This window comes from Parashewanella sp. 2304DJ23-3 (assembly GCF_056591695.1).
The window spans coordinates 99,760-118,492 of the sequence record NZ_JBWQOH010000006.1 but is presented as its reverse complement, the minus strand read 5'-3'; the positions used below and the strand labels follow the sequence as shown (position 1 = coordinate 118,492).

Sequence of the window (18,733 nt, the reverse complement as noted above, 5' to 3'; positions counted from 1 at the left end):
CAATTTTTAACAAAACGCTCAAGTATTCTTGCTTGAGCGTTTTTGTTTCGATATTGTTCTAAACAACTTTATATACATCTATTCAACTTTTAATAAGCACAAAACATGAAAAAACTAACAATAACAAGCGCTGCGATTGCCTTAGCTTTAGGTGTAAGTTCACCTGTGTTCGCTGAAAAGAACAATAATTCGCATCCTTTCAACGTAAGTGATCTTACACATCTTAATAAGTTGCACAGTGCAGCGGTTTCTCCGGACGGGAGTCAAGCAATTTATGCCGTTAAGCACCGCTTCCAAGACGGTACTACGTCATCAAACTTATATTCATTAAACCTAAATGATACTGAAGCTAAACCATTTCAGTTAACCCACGATAAAGGCACTGAGCACTCAGTTCAGTTTGCTGCTGATGGTAAATCGATTTATTTTCTTGCGGCTCGCAACGGCTCTACTCAGCTTTACAACCTACCTCTAACGGGTGGTGAGGCGAAACAAGTTTCTGATTTAACTCTTGGTATCGATGATTACAAGTTATCTAATGACACTGACCAAGTGGCTATGAGCATTCGTGTATTTCCTGAGTGTGAAACACTGAAGTGCTCAAAAGATAAATTTGATAAAGAAGCGAATAGAAAGACAACGGGCCGTACTTATACTCAGTTAATGGTTCGTCACTGGGATACTTGGGAAGATCACGCTCGGAACCATATCTTTGTTGCATCTATCGATGGTAACAAGTTAGGTAAAATCACAGATGTTACTCAAGGCTTAGATACTGAAACACCACCTAAGCCGTTTTCAGGTATGGAAGAAGCCATTTTCACTCCCGATGGTAAGTCAATCGTTTATAGCGCTAAAGCACCAAGTAAAGATCAAGCTTGGACAACGAACTACGATTTGTGGCAAGTGTCAGTATCGGGTGGCGAAGCTAAAAACCTAACGTCTGAGAATAAAGCATGGGATTCACACCCAGTATTCTCATCAGATGGCCGTTATATGGCGTATTTTGCGATGAGTCGTGCGGGAGCTGAAGCGGACCGTTTTCGTATTATGTTGCGTGATACAGTAACAGGGCAAACTAAAGAAGTTGCGCCGTTATGGGACCGCAGCCCAAGCTCAATTATGTTTGGCGATGATAATCAAACACTTTACGTAACAGCGCAAGATGTTGGTCAAGTTACATTATTCGAAGTGAATACTCAGTTTGGTGATGTACGTCCTATCTATAACAAAGGCTACAATAGTTTTGTTGCGGTAGAAAATGGCAAAGCAATCTTCTCTCACAAGAGCCTTGATGAGCCAGGTGATTTATACAGCATTAATCTAAATGGAGAAGGTTTAAAGCAGCTCACTCATGTTAACGAAGAAAAGCTACAAAACATCAAGTTTGGTGAATACGAGCAATTTAGCTTTAAAGGTTGGAATAACGAAGACGTTTATGGTTATTGGATTAAGCCTGCTAATTATGAAGAAGGTAAAAAGTATCCTGTAGCTTTCTTAGTTCACGGTGGTCCACAGGGCTCATTTGGTAACGGTTTTAGTGGTCGTTGGAATGCGCAACTTTGGGCTGGTGCTGGCTATGGCGTTGTGATGGTCGATTTCCATGGTTCTACAGGTTACGGTCAAAAATTTACAGATTCAATCACTAAAGATTGGGGCGGTAAGCCACTTGAAGATCTTCAAAAGGGTCTTGCAGCCGTAGGTCAGCAACAAGAATGGTTAGATACTAAAAACGCTTGTGCACTGGGTGGCTCATACGGTGGCTACATGATGAACTGGATTGAAGGTAAGTGGAGTGATGGCTTTAAATGTCTTGTAAACCACGCTGGTTTATTTGATATGCGCTCAATGTACTATGTAACAGAAGAACTTTGGTTCCCAGAGCACGAGTTTGGTGGTCAATACAAAGATAATAAAGCGTTATACGAGAAGTTTAATCCAGTCAATTACGTAGAAAATTGGAAAACGCCAATGCTCGTGATTCATGGTGAAAAAGACTTCCGTGTTCCTTATGGTCAAGGCTTAGCTGCGTTCAGTTTCTTGCAACGCAATAACATCCCATCTGAGCTATTAATTTTCCCAGATGAAAATCATTGGATTCTAAACCAAGATAACTTAGAGCAGTGGTATGGCAGTGTTCTAGGCTGGATGGATCGCTGGACTAAGAAGTAAATTTAAACTGAGTAAAGAGTAAAGAGGCCAAATGGCCTCTTTTCTCATTCTGTGGATTGGAGGTTTCTCTGTGGCGAATTTAAGTTACAATATGCCATCTATTTAAATGGAAGTTTTTATGATGAATAAGTTATTTTTATCCATAGTATGTTCAATACTTATTACTTTAGTTGGTTGCTCGACATCACCTACAGGTCGCTCACAGTTAAAGCTCTATTCAAATTCACAAATTTCACAACAGGGCGCACTTGCTTTTACTCAAATAAAAGAAGAACAAAAAGTATCTACAAGTCGAAAATATAATCGTTATGTGCAATGCGTTTCAACTGCGATTACCAAACATGTACCTAAAAATGTATTTAACGGAAAGTGGGAGGTCGTGGTTTTTGACAGTAAACAAGTTAACGCCTTTGCTTTACCAGGTGGAAAAATAGGCGTTTACACTGGGTTGTTAAATGTTGCTAAAAACCAAGACCAATTAGCAGCTGTAATTGGTCATGAAGTAGGGCACGTAATTGCAGAGCATGGTAACGAACGTATGTCGAACAGTGCTCTTGTCGGTGTGGGTTTACAAGTTGCTGATACAGCTTTAAAAAGTCAGGATGTTAAACAAAGTAAAGTTATCATGTCGGCGTTGGGTGTTGGTTCTCAAGTTGCGGTTACTTTACCGTTCAGTCGCATTCAAGAAACAGAGGCAGATCAAATTGGTTTAGAGCTAATGGCAAAAGCTGGATTTAATCCTAAGCAATCAGTCGAGCTATGGAAAAATATGCAAAAAGCCAGTAACGGAGATAAACCTTTTGAGTTACTCTCTACTCATCCGGCACCACAAACTCGAATTTCAGACTTAAATAAACATATGGCAGGTGCAATTGCGGTTAAAGCAAAAGCTTCAGATAAACCATCTTGCCGTATTTAATCTAGATAAATGGCTACAATGAACAATTAATCATTGTAGCCAAAGTCGTTATTTTGAAGGTTTTACAAACTTGAGCGTCATTCGGTCGCTCTCACCAATCTTCAAATACTTCGCTTTATTTTGCTCTTTAAGCCTTAGGGTTGGAGGCAATGTCCAAACTCCAGCCGGGTAATCTTTAATGTCTTTAGCGTTCGCATTGATTTCACTTGCACCAGCAAACTCAAACCCTGCGTTTTGAGCTAATTGCTTGACATAATCTTCAGTGACATACCCAGACTCTATCATAGCCAAACGCTTTGTTCCTGGTTTAGCTCTGTGTTCAACAACGCCTAAAACACCACCAGGCTTAAGTGCTTTAAATGCTGAGTCAAATACAGTTTGTTCGTAATTTTTACTCATCCAGTTATGAACATTACGGAACGTTAAAACGACGTCTGCACTTTCACTTGGAGCTAATGTGGTATTTTTTGGTGGTTCAAAGCTTGTAACACTGATGTCGCCATAGCGCTCTGGATGATCAGTGAACTTAACATCAAATTTTGCTCTATATTTCGTAAAGAAACCAACACTTGAATCTTTTGGCCAATGAGCTGCAACATATTGCCCATCCCCTTGCAGAGCAGGAGCAAGTATCTGTGTATACCATCCGCCTCCAGGCCAAATCTCAACTACTGTATCAGTGGGTTTAACACCAAAAAATTTGAGAGTTTGCTTAGGATGACGGTATGCATCGCGAGCTTTCTCTTTTGTAGTTCGGTATTCAAAGTTATATTGTAATGCGGTTGGAATTTCAGGCTTTACTTTCGCATGTTCACTATGAGAGTCATGAGCAAGAGCAGCAGTTGAACCTAAAGCCATACAAACAACAGCACCATAAAGTAGGGATGTTTTTGTTTTCATTTATAGATTTCTCAGTTTCTTGGACGTATTGTTCTTTTTTATAACGTAAAAACACCTGCGGATCGATAAAAACTTGTATCAAGTTGTAAGTGAAGCCTAATTATTTAGGCTTCACAAATTTAAGTGTCATTCTGTCACTTTCACCAATTTTTAAGTATCTCCCTTTGCCTTTATTTCCATTGATGAGTGTTGGAGGAAGTGCCCAAACGCCATTGATATAGTTTTTTGTATCTCGAGGATTGGCGTTAATATCACTACTTGCGGCAAAATCAAAACCAGCACTCATTGCTAGTTTCTTTACGTAAGCTTCAGAAACATAACCAGTTTCAATCATTTTAGAATAACTAATCCCGGGTTTCGCTTTATGTTCAACAATTCCCAATACTCCACCAGGTTTTAGTGCAGCAAAGGCGGCTTTAAAAACATTATGTTGTTGATTCGAACTCATCCAGTTATGGATATTTCTGAATGTGAGAACAACATCTGCTGTCTGTTGTGGGGCAAGGTGAACGTAATGCGGTGGCTCAAATTGGGTTACTACAATTCGGCCGTAGCGCCTGAATTTATTGGTAAACTTACTCTTGAATTTTGCTTGAGCTTTTGAGTGATATCGACTCATCGAGTTAATAGGATATTGAGCTGCAATATATTGGCCTTTGTTTCTTAATATTGGTGCAATAACTTGCGTATACCAGCCGCTATCTGGCCAAATTTCCACAACAGTATGGGTCGGCTTTACGCCAAAGAAAGTAAGGGTTTCAGCAGGGTGACGATATTTATCCCGTGCCATATCTTTCGGAGTACGATACTCGTTCAGTATTTTTACGGGTTGAGATTGTTCATTAGCAAGTAACATTGTCGGAAGTAATAACAGAAAACCGCAAAAAATAGAAAGTGAATACTTAATATCAATAGACATGAAAATAACCCTCGAGTTTATTTATGCACTTATATTTATATAGCTCATTTATTCAGGAAATGTTCACCAACATGCAATTAGAGTGAAATAGGCTAGTCTTTTATCAAGAATGTTTTGTGTTTTTCAATTGAACTTATAAAACTAGGTGATGATGATGAAAATTAAATTTGCAGTGTGTCTCGGTTTTTTACTTGCCGCTGCTCAGTTCCAAGCGGTTGCGGATACCTGTGCCCAAGGAATCAAAGGTTCCGGAAAAGGAGGGTTACCATATATAAAAGGAAATGGAACGCAAAAAGACCCGTTTCAACTTGAATTAGGAAAAGATCTTTGTGATATCACGTTAGTAAAAAAAACATCTGGTGAAAAGGAGAAAGATCCAGCCAATAATAAGAGCTATACGGATGATACAATTTATTTTGAATATGCTTTTAAAAATGTTCCGCTTATCTACAGAGGAGCCTACTTAAACCAGTTTCAACTTGCGTTAGTTATGAATCCTAGTAGTGACGTTTCTCCTTCAATTATCACTGGTACCCAATACTCTTTTGATAAAAAAGTACCCTGTAAAATTTTTCATAATCCGCCTAAAGATAACAGCTTCAATGCATATGATGCAGTCTGTAGTTATGCAGTCCAAAACTTTGAAAATAAACCATCTAGGATATCTGATACATTAAAGTTTTCCATTAGCTTACAGGGCGACCAAGAAATTAGACGCATCGTAGATGCAAATGGTAATACTGTAAAGGGAGCAGCAAGTATTCATATCCAGTGGTTGACACCACCGCAAGATGAGAAGTCAAATTACAGTAATACCAATTACAGTAATTAACTTCCCACTCAGCAAGAGCTAAAGGTTTTCAGTACAAGGAGCAAGTTTGCAGTACTATCGGGATAATTCAAAAACTTGCAACACAGTAATGGAAGCCTTTAGCCTTGCCCTTCGGGAGCTTGTATGCGCAAAAATTACTGCACAAAATTGTCTCAACGTAGAATAACTATGTCTTCACAAATTTCGCTTGTACTTTGTGCGCATACATAGCTCTGAGTTGTGCATTTAATTACTGTAATTGGTATAATTAGAGTGTATCGAACTATGGGGTTTATATCTCAATCACTACGCTGATGATAACATCACTGTATCAGTGCACTCATGGAGTATTTGTTCCATGAGTTCATAATTTTTAAATGTTACGTTCAGGTTTCATTCCAAATTTCTTCAGCAAAATAGCCATAGGGCAGAATTTAGTAAACCCAAACTGAAATAAGTTGGCACCAACGAAAACGGTTAGCCATACAAAATGTGGGCTTACATAGTAAGTTAAAGCTAGAGATAGCAATATCATGCTGCCAGAAAAAATAAAGATTGCACGTTCGATACTCATAATATGCCCTTATTAGTAGTTAAATCTTAATCGAAGCCAAGCATTTGAATTGTCTTCATGCTGACCAAAAAAACTGTGTTTATTAGAGCCTGTAAAAATATTTAGACCTGTTGAAAAAGACCAAGAGTCATTGTGTCTGTAAGTTAAACTGGGTTTGAAATAGGCATCTTTATCTGTAGGTGACCAAAAACTAAAGACGTTAATTGTGAGCCTATTAGCATAGGCTAGCCATCTAAGACGAATTGTCGCAACTTGTCGATTTTTTTTAGGTTCAACCCTTGGGTTTAGTGAGTTTGAAGTCAGATTGGAATAGTCTCTTGTGTGCTCCAAGTAATATTGAATTGAAAACGTTAAGTTAGCGATGAGTTCACGCTCGAAACCAATTAATGCTCGCAATTGTGAGTTTGGAATAAACGGATTGATACCTTTGGCGTCTTCGATACTGTCATACCAGGCTAATTCAGCATTAAATAAGCCTTTAGTAAGTGGTGATTGAATACTCGCTCCATAAGTATTTAACCTTGGATAGTAAGGCTGTAAGTCAAAGTTTAAGCCGTTAGGCGTAGACCAGTAACCTCTATGAGCATATAAAGCATAATCGACACCTTGAGAAGATGTGGCCAGTTTGAGTGACCAAGTGTCCCCTGATGACTTGATTGGCTTGGGAAAGAGATTTAGTTGCTCATTAGCTAACGATGAAAAAAAAGAAAAGCGTTCACCGTTAATGGTGTTGTCAGGTTCAAAGCTTGGTGTCCAAACCCATTGGATACTTGAGTTTTCTGAAAACCAACTGCTCTTAATACTGTCCGATGGTGCTTTTAAGTATTCATCATCTCTTCCTGCAAAAAATGATTGCCAATCTTTTGGGAAGAGATCATTTAAGAATAAGTAATCGCCAGTCCCCCAAGTTAAAATCTGTCGGCCAGCTTTAAGGTTCAAGTTATCGGTTAGACTATAATCTACATAAGCTGTTCTTAGCTTCGTTTCTGTATCTTTGATGACAGCATCATAAGCAAGGTCGCCACTCACACTTATATTGAAATCACTGTCTTGGTAGTTTGCTTCTAATCGACCTCTAATCTCGTTAAGTGTAGATGAAGCTTGAATTACTGAGTTACGCTGCAGTCTTTGGCCATAGGCTCCATCAAAAAAACCAAAATAATCTAATTTCGACTCATCATCCTCTTCCCAGTCGTGATCCCAGTCTGATTCGGAGCTCGTATTGCTAGTTTCAGTTTGAATACTATCACTTGCAAAACCAGTGCTTGCGACAAGCAAGAAGATCAAAAGCCAATGTGGTCTTATCGTAGTTAGCATCGGATTTTTATCTCTTTTTTAACCATTTAAAGGGTGGAGTGCGAAGGCTCTTCTCACCGAAAATATTATTAGGTAAACCTAAGTCAAATTTGACGCCTCTTAATTGCATGATGGTTTTATTACCGGTAGCAAAATTTTTAACTTGAGCACTAATGATTACAGGATAGTTTTGAATGACTTTAGTTTTAACAGCTGTTAACTCTCGTAACGGTTTGTTACTTTTATCGAAATAGGTGACTTTTACTGGTAAAAAGGTCTTAGCATTAATCCAAGATTCGTAGTGAGAAAATTCAACGTCATTTGGAGTTCTTGGAGTACTTTGTAGATGAAATTGGTTATCTCTTTGTTCGATTAACTTATGTGAATCTAACGTTGGACTCCTTCCAGAAATATCTTCATAAAAAAAGTCAGAGCCGACAAACGAGGTGCGCTTATCTCCTGAAGATATCCGCTTGATCAAATCTAGCCCGGGCAAGTAAAGCCAGCGATCGTCCTGTGCTTGTGGATGTCTGACGACTCTGAAAACGGTGTTTTTAACGTCGCTAGGGCGAGAGAAGTGAATGAGCATATTTTGCTCGCCGCCATCAATAACGTCTTTTCTTAAAATGGTAAATTGTCGTAGTTGAGTACGGCCTTGTTTGTCGATGATTTTCATTCGTGCTTCAGCACGGCCATCATCACCAGCATAGTAGTAGCTACGATTAGCTTTATTCATTATTTGTTGTGCGTTTAATTCTTCAGCATAAATTTGATGCGTGAATAACAAACTGAGTAGTGAAAAAGTTACGGTCTTGATGTTCATGCTTCATTCCTTTTGAAAGATAGAATAGAAGGGAGTAAGAGCAGAGTAACGATTCCCGATAACACCATAATGCTGGCAAGGAAAAACCCAACGGTGATGTATGGTATTAACGGTGCTGCAAGCAGCGGCATAAAACCGACTGCGATAACGATAGCATTACGAGATATGGCTCTCGCTGGTTCTTGGAACATCACTTTCAAAGTGGCTTTTACATCGCCAATCTGTTTTAGGTTTTCTCTAAATCGTTCGAGAAAATGAATGGCAAAATCAACCGACAAGCCAAGTGTGAGAGCCGATAAAACCGCGATTGGCATATCATAATCCTTACCAATCCAACCAATTAAGCCATAAATAAAGGTGATGGTGAGTGTAAGTGGCAACATAGCCATTAAGCCGTATTTAAAAGAGCGAAATAGAATCACCATCATTAAAAAAACAATGAAAAAAGCGGATACAAGGCTCTCTAACATGCCGTTGACCATTGCTTTTTGCCAAACCACGTTCAGATAGGTTTTGCCCGCCCAGCCAAGCTTTAAATCGTCAGGGAGAGGATGGATCGTAACGTAGTGTTCAACAAAATCTATGACCCGAGACATGTGTTGATTATCTCCGCTGGTTAATTGCAGCCACATCAAACTAGAGTTGTAATCGGGAGTTACGAAGTGCCATAAATCTTGAGGTCTGTGTGATGATTGATACTGCAAAAGTGTTTGTGCAACGGCGTTGCTACTTTTTGGTAGTTTGAATTCTGAATTGGAACCACCATTTAGCTCACGATTAACCGTTTTAATAATCTCTGGTAAGCCGTTAACTTTACCGACCAAGCCTGACTTTATCAGTTCAAATTGGAGTTCTTGCATCCACAATAAATTATCAGGCTTTAAAAATGTTTTGTTGGCTTGCTCAAGCTTTTCGAGTTTTGTGATGAAAGACTCAATTACTGGTGCTTGCTGAACATTTGCATTAAATAATTTGTCATCAAGTATGGTAATGGTTTGAGAAATTGGGTTTGTTGCGTTGTTAATGGTATTTAAGTCTGAGGTATTAATGAACTTGTTTTGCTCTAGGGAAGTTAATAATTTTTCCGTTTCTGTATGAGTTTTTTTATCGCTTTCAAGCACAAGCCAAGCGTCATATGTGCCGCCAAAATGCTGATTCAATGCTTTATCTGCCACCCTGATCTCGTGAGATGATTTGAACCAATTGATAGGGTTATCATTCACTTGAATTTTGCTGATCCCAGCTGCGCTAATTATAAAAAGAGTGCTGAATCCAAACAGAATGAGAAGTCTATTCTTAATAGCAAAACTGCCTACTTTAGGTAGCAATGTGTGCAGTTTCGCTGACTCTTGCTTCCTCATTGAGCTTTGCAGTTTACTTAATGCTGCTGGTGACATGCTGCTAATATAGGAAGGGATAAAAACAATGGTGATGATAAAGGCCAATAAAATACCAAAAGCGATAAAGCCCCCGAATACTTTAACGGGGGGAATGGGCGTAAGCATCAATGATATAAAGCCAATTGCAGAAGTCAGTGAGGTATAAAACATGGGCTTGAATAGCTTTGAAACGACTTGTTGTATAACGGTTTTGGGATCTTTGCCGTCACGATATTCATCGGCAAATTCTGAAAGAATATGGGTTGAGTCAACAACGGCGATTGGCATTAAAAAAATCGCAATCATGGACGACATAATATGCACAGTAAACCCCATTCCAATGAGTAAACCCATAGTGATGATCACCGTAGCCATAGCGACAATCATCGTTCCTATGACGAGCTTTATGCTTCTGAAAAACCAAAGGAGCAGTATGAAAATGGCTAAACCCGCCATAGGTGCCGCGATTCCCATTTGAACGAACATTTCTGAACCAAATTGATCTTCAGCTACAGGTAAACCAGTAATGTGATAACTGTCTTCTGATTGGATGTCATCGATTAATTTGCGGATATTCTTAGCAACTTGATAACTGTGCTGTTTTGAATCAATGGCAACATAAATTGCTGCGGCTTTGCCATCATTTGAAACCAGTGTGTTTGCAAGTAAAGGTAAACGTAAAACGGCTGTTTTTATATTTACGGATTGCTTTTCAGTGGCAGGAGCACTTTTCATCAGCCATTGAAAGCTGATGCCACCATGCTTGGCCTGAGTAATATTGTCGACCGTATTTAACGAGAGTACATCCTGTGAAATGACGTGCTTCAATGACATTATTTGTTTTGATAATTGTTCAAGAGCTGATAAGGATTGTGGGTTATAGATTCCCTGTTCGGAATGATTTATTGCGCCAATCACCAACATATCATGCAAATTGAAATCACTTTTTACCTTGTTATGAAATGATCTATCGGTATCAGAGGCAGGTAACATGTTTTCAGGATCAGTATCGATTGTGATTTTTGGAAACATCGCCAAACACACAAATACTATTAAAAGCAGTAAAGAATAAACCGTTTTCGGTCGATTTAATGCAAAGCGATATAGTGATTCAATCATGTCATTTTGTAATATTAGGTTATGCTTATATAATATATATTAGTCTTTTCTAATATCCAAGTGGAAGCAGTGAAATACTGGAATAAAATTGACAAAGGGTTGCATGGCATTTAACAATGCCTGTAACAATAAAATAGGGGGTAGTATGTCTGGACAACCAGATATCAATATAAGTCAATTACGTGAAAAAGCACGTCATGTCGTTGGGCTTTTAAAAGCAATCAGTAATGAGAACCGGTTATTAATTCTGTGTCATCTGTGCCAAGGTGAATTGGCCGTAAATGAGCTGAATGAACTCGTAGATCTTAGTCAATCGGCATTATCTCAACATCTTGCTAAATTAAGACAAGATGGATTAGTACAAACACGCAGAGAATCACAATCTATCTATTACTCATTGGCTAGTGATGAAATGGCCCGTTTAATCGGTGCTTTGCACAAAGAGTTTTGTAATCAATCAAGTTGAAGTTCGTTTAACTTAACTGTAAAGTTACTGTAATTTTATCCAGTATCTTTATTCATGAACCTATATATAGCTGAGAAACCAAGTTTAGGGAGAGCCATCGCCGACGTACTTCCGAAACCTCATAAAAAACACGATGGATACATAGAGGTTGGAAATGGTGATTGCGTTTCTTGGTGTATAGGTCACCTTCTCGAGCAAGCCGAGCCAGATGCTTACGATGATAAGTATAAATCGTGGAAGCTGGAACATTTACCTATCATTCCTGATGCATGGCAATTAAAGCCCAAGCCTAAAACTCGCAAACAATTAACTGTGTTAAGAAAGCTTGTTAAGCAAGCGAGTCAAATTATTAACGCAGGTGATCCTGATCGCGAAGGCCAATTATTAGTTGATGAAGTAGTTTCTTATCTTAAAGTAAGTCAGACAAAAATAAAGAATGCACAAAGGCTATTGATCAGTGATTTGAATCCTTCAGCGGTAAAACGGGCGTTAGGTAAGTTACGATCAAATCAAGAATTTGTTCCATTAGCAACATCTGCACTTGCAAGAAGCCGGGCCGATTGGTTGTTCGGTATGAACATGACACGTGCTTACACTATTCAAGGAAAGAAAGTAGGATACAACGGTGTATTATCTGTGGGCAGAGTGCAGACGCCATTGTTGGGATTAGTTGTAAGAAGAGACGAAGAAATTGAAAACTTTCAATCAAAACCATTTTATGAGGTTTTAGCACACCTTCAAACCGACACAAATGAAACGTTCACTGCAAAATGGAAACCAAGTGATGCTTGTGCACCTTATCAAGATGAGGAAGGGCGGGTTCTTTCAAAAAAACTTGCTCAAAATGTAGTTTCAAAAATCTCTGAGCAAGAGGCTCGAGTCGATAAAGTTAACAGCAAAGAAAAGAAACAAGCCCCGCCATTACTTTATAACTTATCATCATTGCAGATTGATTGTTCGAAACGCTATGGAATGAGTGCTCAAGATGTGTTGTCAACCTGTCAAAGTTTATACGAGAAGCATAAGTTAATTACTTATCCGAGGTCTGATAGCCGCTATTTACCAAAAGAACAACATAAGCTAGCACCTCAGATACTTTCTGCAATTTCAAATGGTGCCAATGAATTACTCGAAAGTATTGCAGCGCCAAACCCGGCATTAAAGTCAAAAGTTTGGAATGACAGTAAAGTCGATGCACATCATGCGATTGTACCGACAGAAAAAACACCTAATTTGTCAGTATTGTCCCAACGAGAGAGGCAAGTTTATTTGCAAGTTGCAAGGCAATATTTAGCTCAGTTTTATCCAGCTTATATTTATCTAGAAACTATAGTAGAAGTCATTATTCAAAATGGCCTTTTCATTGCCAAAGCCAAGCAAGATAAATCGCAAGGCTGGAAGGTTTTGTTCAAAAGCAGTAAATCAAATAACAATGATGACCAAAAAGATGAATTACAGAGCCGCTTACCTGACTTAGTTAAAGGACAAAATTTATATTGCAATACAGGTGAGCTTATAGAGAAACAAACACAACCACCTAAGTTCTTTACTGATGCAACATTATTATCGGCGATGACCGGAATTAATCGTTATGTGAAAGATTCTGAGATAAAGAAAATACTTAAAGACACAGATGGGTTAGGTACTGAAGCCACAAGGGCTGGTATTATCGAACTGTTGTTTAAAAGAAACTTTTTACAGCGACAAGGAAAAACGATTACGTCGACGCCTGCTGGACGAGGGCTAATTAACAGCTTGCCAGAAACAGCAACCACACCGGATATGACAGCGCTTTGGGAGTCTAAACTTGATGCCATCAGTCGTAAAGAAATACGCTATCAGTCATTTATGGCGCCTTTACAAACTAACTTACAGCTCTTGATTGAGCAAGCGTCCAGTCAATTACCGACAGCGCTTCAGGGCTTACCGTCGAACCCAACGAAGAAAAAACGTTTTTATAAACGTAAAAGTAAATCTACATCAAAGTAAACGTGATTATTTGTCGGTTTAATCAACACACAGCACGTAAAACCGTTAAATAAGAAGTTCTGATAATATTTTTATGTATAATCAATGAAATTATTATTCAGATGGACCTTTCTGTTAATTGTAAATTATAAGTAAATAAGTTTACGATAATGTTGAAGGGTAGGGTTTAATGAAGTTTTTAAAAAGCTTATGGCTTGTCTGTATGGTCATAGTTTCTAGTAGTACCTTAGCGAATAGTTTTGTTATTAATAATAATCAAGGCAAACCTGTCAAAGGGATCGCTGTATATTTACAACCTCAATTCTCTGGGGATGTCAGTTCATATTCTGATAACTCAAAGCAGAACGACGTTCTGCAAAAGGGGAAAAAGTTCTCACCTTATATTACCGTAATTGAAAAAGGTACTTCACCAAAGTTTTTGAATGAAGACGATATCACTCATCATATCTATTCTGCTGTTGGTCCAAAACGATTTTCTTTTAAATTGAGAGCAGAAAAAGCCAAAAGCGATATTAGCTTTAATGAAACTGGTCATGTAGCAATGGGATGTAATGTTCATGACTGGATGAGCGGACATATTCTTGTTGTCGATACTCCTTTTTATGGCTTAACAGATGAGAGCGGTACGATAAATTTTGTAGATTTACCGGCAGGAAAGTACGAACTCAATATTTGGCACCCTCAATTAGAAGCGAGAGATAATAAAGAATCTTTAGTGATCAATTGGCCTCTATCAGAGAATAAAGTAATTCAAATTAACGCTGATATGTCTCCGATTCCAGAGCAGTCTACGCTTGATGAATTTGAGTTTTTGGAAGATTATTGATGTTGCAATTTATGAATCGTCTGCAAACCCGCATTTTTGCTTTTTTTGTTTTACTGCTCATTACCGTGCAGGCGTTTTCATTTTGGATGGCCTATTATTCGTACGAGAAACTTGAGCAGCAACAGTTAGCCAACCGAATGGCTGTCGCAGAAAAAGTTTTCCGCTCTGAATTTGAAACTCGAAGCTATTATTTAAATGTTTTTGCCGAGACAGCAGCAAAAGATTTTGGTTTAAAAGAGATTTTTATCGACGGTGATACCAAAAGCTTTCTTTTAGCACTTAATAATCATCGTAAACGCATTAATGCGAATATGGCCATTGCTGTATCTAAAGAAGGCAAAGTTATAGGCCAGTTATTATTAAAACAAAATAACAAAGGTAAGCTTCGTCCTGTAAAAGGGCCCGAGCAAGGTAAAACGTTCCGATATTTACTAGCAGACAATATGGCTAACTTAAGCCAATTGTACGAACTAGACGGGAAAGTCTATCAATTAAGATTTGCTGAAATCACCAGTGGTGGCAGTAGTGTTATTGGATGGATAGGGTTTGGTTATCTTATTGATTCGACCTTAGCAAATGATTTACAACAGCAAACAGGTCTTTCGACAGGTTTTGCTATCTCAGGACAGCAATCGAATATTTTCGCTTATTCAGGTTTAGAAATTAAGCAAAATGTAAAAACTGCATTATCTTCTTTTTTAACCACTGGAACAGAAAATCCAGATTACTTACTATGGCGTCAGTCATTAGGCAAAATTCAAAACAATAGCCTCTACGCTTACATGTATGTGCCTAGAGCGGATGTTCTTCAGGCACTTCAAAAACAGTGGTGGCGACAGTTTTGGTTAGTTCTCCTTATGTTGCCTTTATCCATGTTCGTTGCTTTTGCTATCTCTGGCAGTATAACTCGTCCAATCAAGCGCTTAATCGAGCAAGCTAAATTTATTGCTCAAGGTAATTATGATTTTAAAGTTAAATCGAGTTCAACACTGGAGCTTGCTCAACTAGCACATGAGCTTAATGAGATGCAATCGGCCATTGTCAGCCGTGAAAACAAAATTGTTCATCAAGCATTTCATGATCCATTAACCAACTTATCAAATCGTAATGAGTTAGATCGCAAAGCCGAAGAGTGGCTAAAAAATAACGAGCATGTGGTTGTTTGTTTAATTAATATTCGAAGGCTGACCGATGTTAATTTAACTCTGGGTCATGTAGTAGGTGATGAAGTTATTAAAGAAGTGGGTAATCGACTTCTGAGCATCGAAGGCACCGATTTAGTTTGTCGATTATCTGGTGATGAATTTGCAATTGTTTACAGAGACTTTGATTTAACACAGTTACAAAGTGAGATTTACAAACTTCAAAGCCAAGTATCTCATTCTTATTGTTATCACGATCTTCATCTAGACCTACAAATTACACTGGGCTTAAGTTGCAGTAAAAATGGCAAAACGTTAGAAGATATCATTCAGCAAGCTAATACAGCACTGCAATTTGCAAAGAGCCATAAACAAGATTATCAAGTCTATGATAAGCAGATAGATCAGCACTCATTGGAACGTTTCCAATTAGTTAATGCACTAAAATCTGCCATCGAAAATGATCAATTAGTTTTGTTTTATCAGCCTAAGTTGTGTCTTAAATTTAATAAGGTCAAGCAAGTTGAAGCGCTAGTTCGTTGGCAACACCCTGAAAAAGGCATGATTCCGCCAGATGTGTTTATTCCTATAGCTGAAAAAACAGGACAGATGAACTCGTTAACCCGATGGGTTCTACAAGCCGCAATTAACCAATATCATATATGGAAAAGCCAGGGTTTAGAGTTATCTATAGCCGTTAATATTTCTGCTGCGAACTTAAAAGATCCTGATTTCTGTCAATGGCTCTTAGATACCGTTGAGTATAATGATATGCCTGTTGATGCATTAACGCTCGAAATAACAGAAGATGCCGTTGTTGAAGATATTGATAGTGCAATCATGCAGTTAAAACATTGGCGTGATAAAGGACTCAAACTGTCTATTGATGATTTTGGCACAGGGTATTCATCTTTAGGGCAGTTAAAAGAATTGCCTGTACATGAAGTAAAAATTGATCGTTCGTTTGTTCAACATTTAATGAACAATAAAGAAGATCAAATTATTGTTAAGTCTACACTCGAACTTGCACATAACTTGCAATTAACTGTGGTTGCTGAGGGCGTAGAAGACAAGGACACACTTATTTGGCTCGCTGAGCATAAGTGTGAAATGGCACAAGGATATTATTTGTCACGCCCAATCCCAGGTCATGAATTGACCGATTGGGTTATAGATAGCGGATTTGATTACGTCAAAACGTAAATTGAAACGACTAAACATAAAATAAAAACAAAAATATCGGAAATAATATGAAGTCTATATTTGGACTTATTTTAATCGGAACGAGTGCAATTGCCGTTGAGCAAGATTTTTCTGGAGTAATCGATGCTCGGGCAATTTACAATGATTCAATACAATCTTATGTTGATGGCGGCCATGGAAAACTGAGGTTTAATTCAGGTACACAAGTATCTTTATCCCAATTGGGATTGAGCCATCATGTTGATTGGACTGATAACATTTCATCTAAAATTGTGGCTAACGGATATCTAGATAACACAAACGAAGGCTTAGGTATTACTGAAACTTTTATTCAATATAAAAGCTTACCTTCGGAAAATGGTTATAGAATAACTGCCAAAGCAGGTATTCTCTATCCGACAATTACTATCGAAAATCATGCAACGGCCTGGACGTCTCCTTACACATTAAGCTTTTCAATGATAAATTCTTGGATAGCTGAAGAGGTGAGACATTTAGGTTCCAGCTTTTCTGTGTCACGGTTGGGTAAATTTCATCAATCTAAACATGATTTCAAACTGACAGCAGAAGCTTTTGTTAATAATGATCCTACGGGTGCCATGCTCTCTTGGCATGGCTGGACAACAGGCTCTAGACAAACACTTTGGCATGAAACCATCCGAATTCCTGACTTGTTAGCAATGCGAAACGACGGTCCATTATCAGGTCAAGCCAAAGAGTCTGATCCCTTTCTTGATTTAGACACTCGAGTGGGGGCGAACTTTACTGCGGAATGGAATTGGCGAGGTAATGGCAAGTTAACAGCAGGCTATTACGATAATAATGCTGATACCTCAGTCGTTAAGAACGGTCAATATTCTTGGCGTACTCGTTTTCATCATTTAGGGATTAAATGGCGTTTACCTTTAAACATTGATCTATTAGCTCAATTTATGAAAGGGGATACGTTAATGAAAGCGCCTACTGGTGAAGATGCGGTAAATAATGATTATCACAGTTTCAATATTCTGCTTTCTAAAGCTTGGAATACACATCGTATTTCAATGCGATTTGAAGATTTTTCAGTCACGGATAATGATCAAACCTGGGGCGACAATAATAACGAAGATGGCAATGCATTTACTGCATCTTATCGCTACCAAATTCAAAAAGGTATGTTTATTCATTCAGAGTTTAACTGGGTTACCTCAGATAGGTTTGCCAGAACTTATCTGAATCAATCAGAGACGCTAATTGAAAGACAATGGCAATTAGCCATGAGATATTATTTCTAATGACAAATTGATTGAAGTTATTAAAAACGAAACTGACAAGTTGCTTACGTGTTTCCATATTTCTTTTATATATTTCTCATAAAAAATTATGCTTGGACAAAGTTAAATGACGAAATGATTGGAGGCATTATAGCAAATGCAAAACTAGCTCAAAACCCGATTACTTGGGTAGTGAACTCTGGTAACGGAGATTACCAGTCACTAGGACATGATAATGAAAAATATATTAATGAAAAATAAATGGATTTGAAATTAAGGCCGGTGAACAAAGAAGTGAAAGAAGCACTGTAGCAGAGTTTGTTCATAAAAATGGTACCTCTGAATCGGTCTCAAGAACCAAGGAAAAGTTTTATTTTAGTGTAAGTAATGAACCTAGGTTTGTTGCCGAGCAATGGAGTTTATTTACTGCTGGTTATAGTGAGACGCCCAAATCTGTAAGTTTGGCAAACAAGTTTGCTGAGACTGAGAGTGGTAAAGCTATATTAGCATCTGTAAAACCTAGTTTTAGCGAGATGGATGAAAGAGTGTCTCCTTCTGTTAAGACAAAAGCATCACCAGCTAATTTACCTGCACCTTGTCAAGTATATATTAGGTATAATCAAGGTGGCTTCGACCTGACTCAGACGGGAGAAGCCTGCTATCAAGCTAGTGCTTATTTACCAGAAGGCAAGTATTACCTTTATGTTCAAGGAGTAAAAGATTCTAAATTACAATGGGGTCAAGATATCTCTGAGCAGTCCGTAAAGCTTGATAAAAGAAGTACTGTTAAGTTAATAAAAGAAGATAAGCCTTTTGAAGAAAGAGCAGATGATGAATCGTCTAATATTTCTGAAACAACAGTTCATATTAAAAAAGATTCTCAATGTACGTTTATAGTAAAATACTTTGAAGATGGAAGTATGGAAGTGAAGTTAATTTAGT

The 18,733-nt window shown here is 38.1% G+C and carries 15 protein-coding genes; 9 read left to right on the top strand and 6 right to left on the bottom strand.

Annotated features, from left to right (window positions below; all coding sequences use genetic code 11):
* Positions 1-105: 105 nt before the first annotated feature.
* Entirely contained in the window at positions 106-2,172 is a 2,067-nt protein-coding gene (locus AC1EU2_RS12795) for a S9 family peptidase (RefSeq protein WP_480298669.1), read from the top strand.
* Between the two features lie 118 nt (positions 2,173-2,290).
* On the top strand, positions 2,291-3,091 hold the full coding sequence (locus tag AC1EU2_RS12790) for a M48 family metallopeptidase (protein ID WP_480298668.1): 801 nt from the start codon (positions 2,291-2,293) through the stop codon (positions 3,089-3,091).
* A gap of 48 nt (positions 3,092-3,139) precedes the next feature.
* Here AC1EU2_RS12790 and AC1EU2_RS12785 read toward each other — a convergent pair whose 3' ends face one another.
* Positions 3,140-3,991, bottom strand: a complete 852-nt coding sequence (locus tag AC1EU2_RS12785; protein WP_480298667.1) for a class I SAM-dependent methyltransferase — start codon at positions 3,989-3,991, stop codon at positions 3,140-3,142.
* 100 nt (positions 3,992-4,091) lie between these two features.
* Positions 4,092-4,910, bottom strand: coding sequence for a class I SAM-dependent methyltransferase (locus AC1EU2_RS12780; RefSeq protein ID WP_480298666.1), 819 nt, complete (start codon positions 4,908-4,910; stop codon positions 4,092-4,094).
* Between the two features lie 154 nt (positions 4,911-5,064).
* On the opposite strand from AC1EU2_RS12780, the gene AC1EU2_RS12775 reads away from it, so the two are divergent.
* The gene (locus tag AC1EU2_RS12775; protein WP_480298665.1) at positions 5,065-5,742 is read left to right on the top strand and encodes a hypothetical protein; all 678 of its coding nucleotides are present in this window, start codon (positions 5,065-5,067) and stop codon (positions 5,740-5,742) included.
* A 352-nt stretch (positions 5,743-6,094) separates the two neighbouring features.
* Here AC1EU2_RS12775 and AC1EU2_RS12770 read toward each other — a convergent pair whose 3' ends face one another.
* From AC1EU2_RS12770 to AC1EU2_RS12755, 4 genes are read right to left on the bottom strand one after another with little or no spacing between them, the layout of a single operon-like run.
* The gene (locus AC1EU2_RS12770; RefSeq protein WP_480298664.1) at positions 6,095-6,295 is read right to left on the bottom strand and encodes a YgaP family membrane protein; all 201 of its coding nucleotides are present in this window, start codon (positions 6,293-6,295) and stop codon (positions 6,095-6,097) included.
* A 12-nt stretch (positions 6,296-6,307) separates the two neighbouring features.
* Positions 6,308-7,612, bottom strand: coding sequence for a hypothetical protein (locus AC1EU2_RS12765; protein WP_480298663.1), 1,305 nt, complete (start codon positions 7,610-7,612; stop codon positions 6,308-6,310).
* A gap of 7 nt (positions 7,613-7,619) precedes the next feature.
* Positions 7,620-8,414 (bottom strand): outer membrane lipoprotein-sorting protein, encoded by a 795-nt coding sequence (locus AC1EU2_RS12760; protein ID WP_480298662.1) that lies wholly within the window; start codon positions 8,412-8,414, stop codon positions 7,620-7,622.
* Positions 8,411-10,825 (bottom strand): efflux RND transporter permease subunit, encoded by a 2,415-nt coding sequence (locus AC1EU2_RS12755; protein WP_480298661.1) that lies wholly within the window; start codon positions 10,823-10,825, stop codon positions 8,411-8,413. The genes AC1EU2_RS12760 and AC1EU2_RS12755 overlap by 4 nt, the downstream gene beginning before the upstream one ends.
* A 250-nt stretch (positions 10,826-11,075) precedes the next feature.
* Between AC1EU2_RS12755 and AC1EU2_RS12750 the strand changes: the two genes are divergently transcribed.
* The 6 genes from AC1EU2_RS12750 (at position 11,076) to AC1EU2_RS12725 (ending at position 18,732) form a co-directional block, all read left to right on the top strand.
* Positions 11,076-11,378, top strand: coding sequence for an ArsR/SmtB family transcription factor (locus AC1EU2_RS12750; RefSeq protein ID WP_480298749.1), 303 nt, complete (start codon positions 11,076-11,078; stop codon positions 11,376-11,378).
* A 54-nt stretch (positions 11,379-11,432) separates the two neighbouring features.
* Entirely contained in the window at positions 11,433-13,367 is a 1,935-nt protein-coding gene (locus AC1EU2_RS12745) for a DNA topoisomerase III (protein ID WP_480298660.1), read from the top strand.
* Between the two features lie 169 nt (positions 13,368-13,536).
* Complete coding sequence (locus tag AC1EU2_RS12740) at positions 13,537-14,193, top strand: cupredoxin domain-containing protein (RefSeq protein WP_480298659.1); 657 nt, start codon at positions 13,537-13,539, stop codon at positions 14,191-14,193.
* Positions 14,193-16,538 carry a bifunctional diguanylate cyclase/phosphodiesterase gene (locus AC1EU2_RS12735; protein WP_480298658.1) on the top strand — a complete coding sequence of 782 codons (2,346 nt, stop codon included), beginning with the start codon at positions 14,193-14,195 and terminating at the stop codon, positions 16,536-16,538. The genes AC1EU2_RS12740 and AC1EU2_RS12735 overlap by 1 nt, the downstream gene beginning before the upstream one ends.
* A 47-nt stretch (positions 16,539-16,585) precedes the next feature.
* Positions 16,586-17,812, top strand: coding sequence for a hypothetical protein (locus AC1EU2_RS12730; protein ID WP_480298657.1), 1,227 nt, complete (start codon positions 16,586-16,588; stop codon positions 17,810-17,812).
* A 440-nt stretch (positions 17,813-18,252) separates the two neighbouring features.
* Positions 18,253-18,732 (top strand): hypothetical protein, encoded by a 480-nt coding sequence (locus AC1EU2_RS12725; protein WP_480298656.1) that lies wholly within the window; start codon positions 18,253-18,255, stop codon positions 18,730-18,732.
* Position 18,733: the final 1 nt, after the last annotated feature.

Excerpts from the sequence above, each read along its gene's own strand:
- AC1EU2_RS12795 (WP_480298669.1), top strand. The coding sequence starts at position 106 with ATGAAAAAACTAACAATAACAAGCGCTGCGATTGCCTTAGCTTTAGGT.
- AC1EU2_RS12790 (WP_480298668.1), top strand. The coding sequence starts at position 2,291 with ATGATGAATAAGTTATTTTTATCCATAGTATGTTCAATACTTATTACT.
- AC1EU2_RS12785 (WP_480298667.1), bottom strand. The coding sequence starts at position 3,991 with ATGAAAACAAAAACATCCCTACTTTATGGTGCTGTTGTTTGTATGGCT.
- AC1EU2_RS12780 (WP_480298666.1), bottom strand. The coding sequence starts at position 4,910 with ATGTCTATTGATATTAAGTATTCACTTTCTATTTTTTGCGGTTTTCTG.
- AC1EU2_RS12775 (WP_480298665.1), top strand. The coding sequence starts at position 5,065 with ATGAAAATTAAATTTGCAGTGTGTCTCGGTTTTTTACTTGCCGCTGCT.
- AC1EU2_RS12770 (WP_480298664.1), bottom strand. The coding sequence starts at position 6,295 with ATGAGTATCGAACGTGCAATCTTTATTTTTTCTGGCAGCATGATATTG.
- AC1EU2_RS12765 (WP_480298663.1), bottom strand. The coding sequence starts at position 7,612 with ATGCTAACTACGATAAGACCACATTGGCTTTTGATCTTCTTGCTTGTC.
- AC1EU2_RS12760 (WP_480298662.1), bottom strand. The coding sequence starts at position 8,414 with ATGAACATCAAGACCGTAACTTTTTCACTACTCAGTTTGTTATTCACG.
- AC1EU2_RS12755 (WP_480298661.1), bottom strand. The coding sequence starts at position 10,825 with ATGTTTCCAAAAATCACAATCGATACTGATCCTGAAAACATGTTACCT.
- AC1EU2_RS12745 (WP_480298660.1), top strand. The coding sequence starts at position 11,433 with ATGAACCTATATATAGCTGAGAAACCAAGTTTAGGGAGAGCCATCGCC.
- AC1EU2_RS12740 (WP_480298659.1), top strand. The coding sequence starts at position 13,537 with ATGAAGTTTTTAAAAAGCTTATGGCTTGTCTGTATGGTCATAGTTTCT.
- AC1EU2_RS12735 (WP_480298658.1), top strand. The coding sequence starts at position 14,193 with ATGTTGCAATTTATGAATCGTCTGCAAACCCGCATTTTTGCTTTTTTT.
- AC1EU2_RS12730 (WP_480298657.1), top strand. The coding sequence starts at position 16,586 with ATGAAGTCTATATTTGGACTTATTTTAATCGGAACGAGTGCAATTGCC.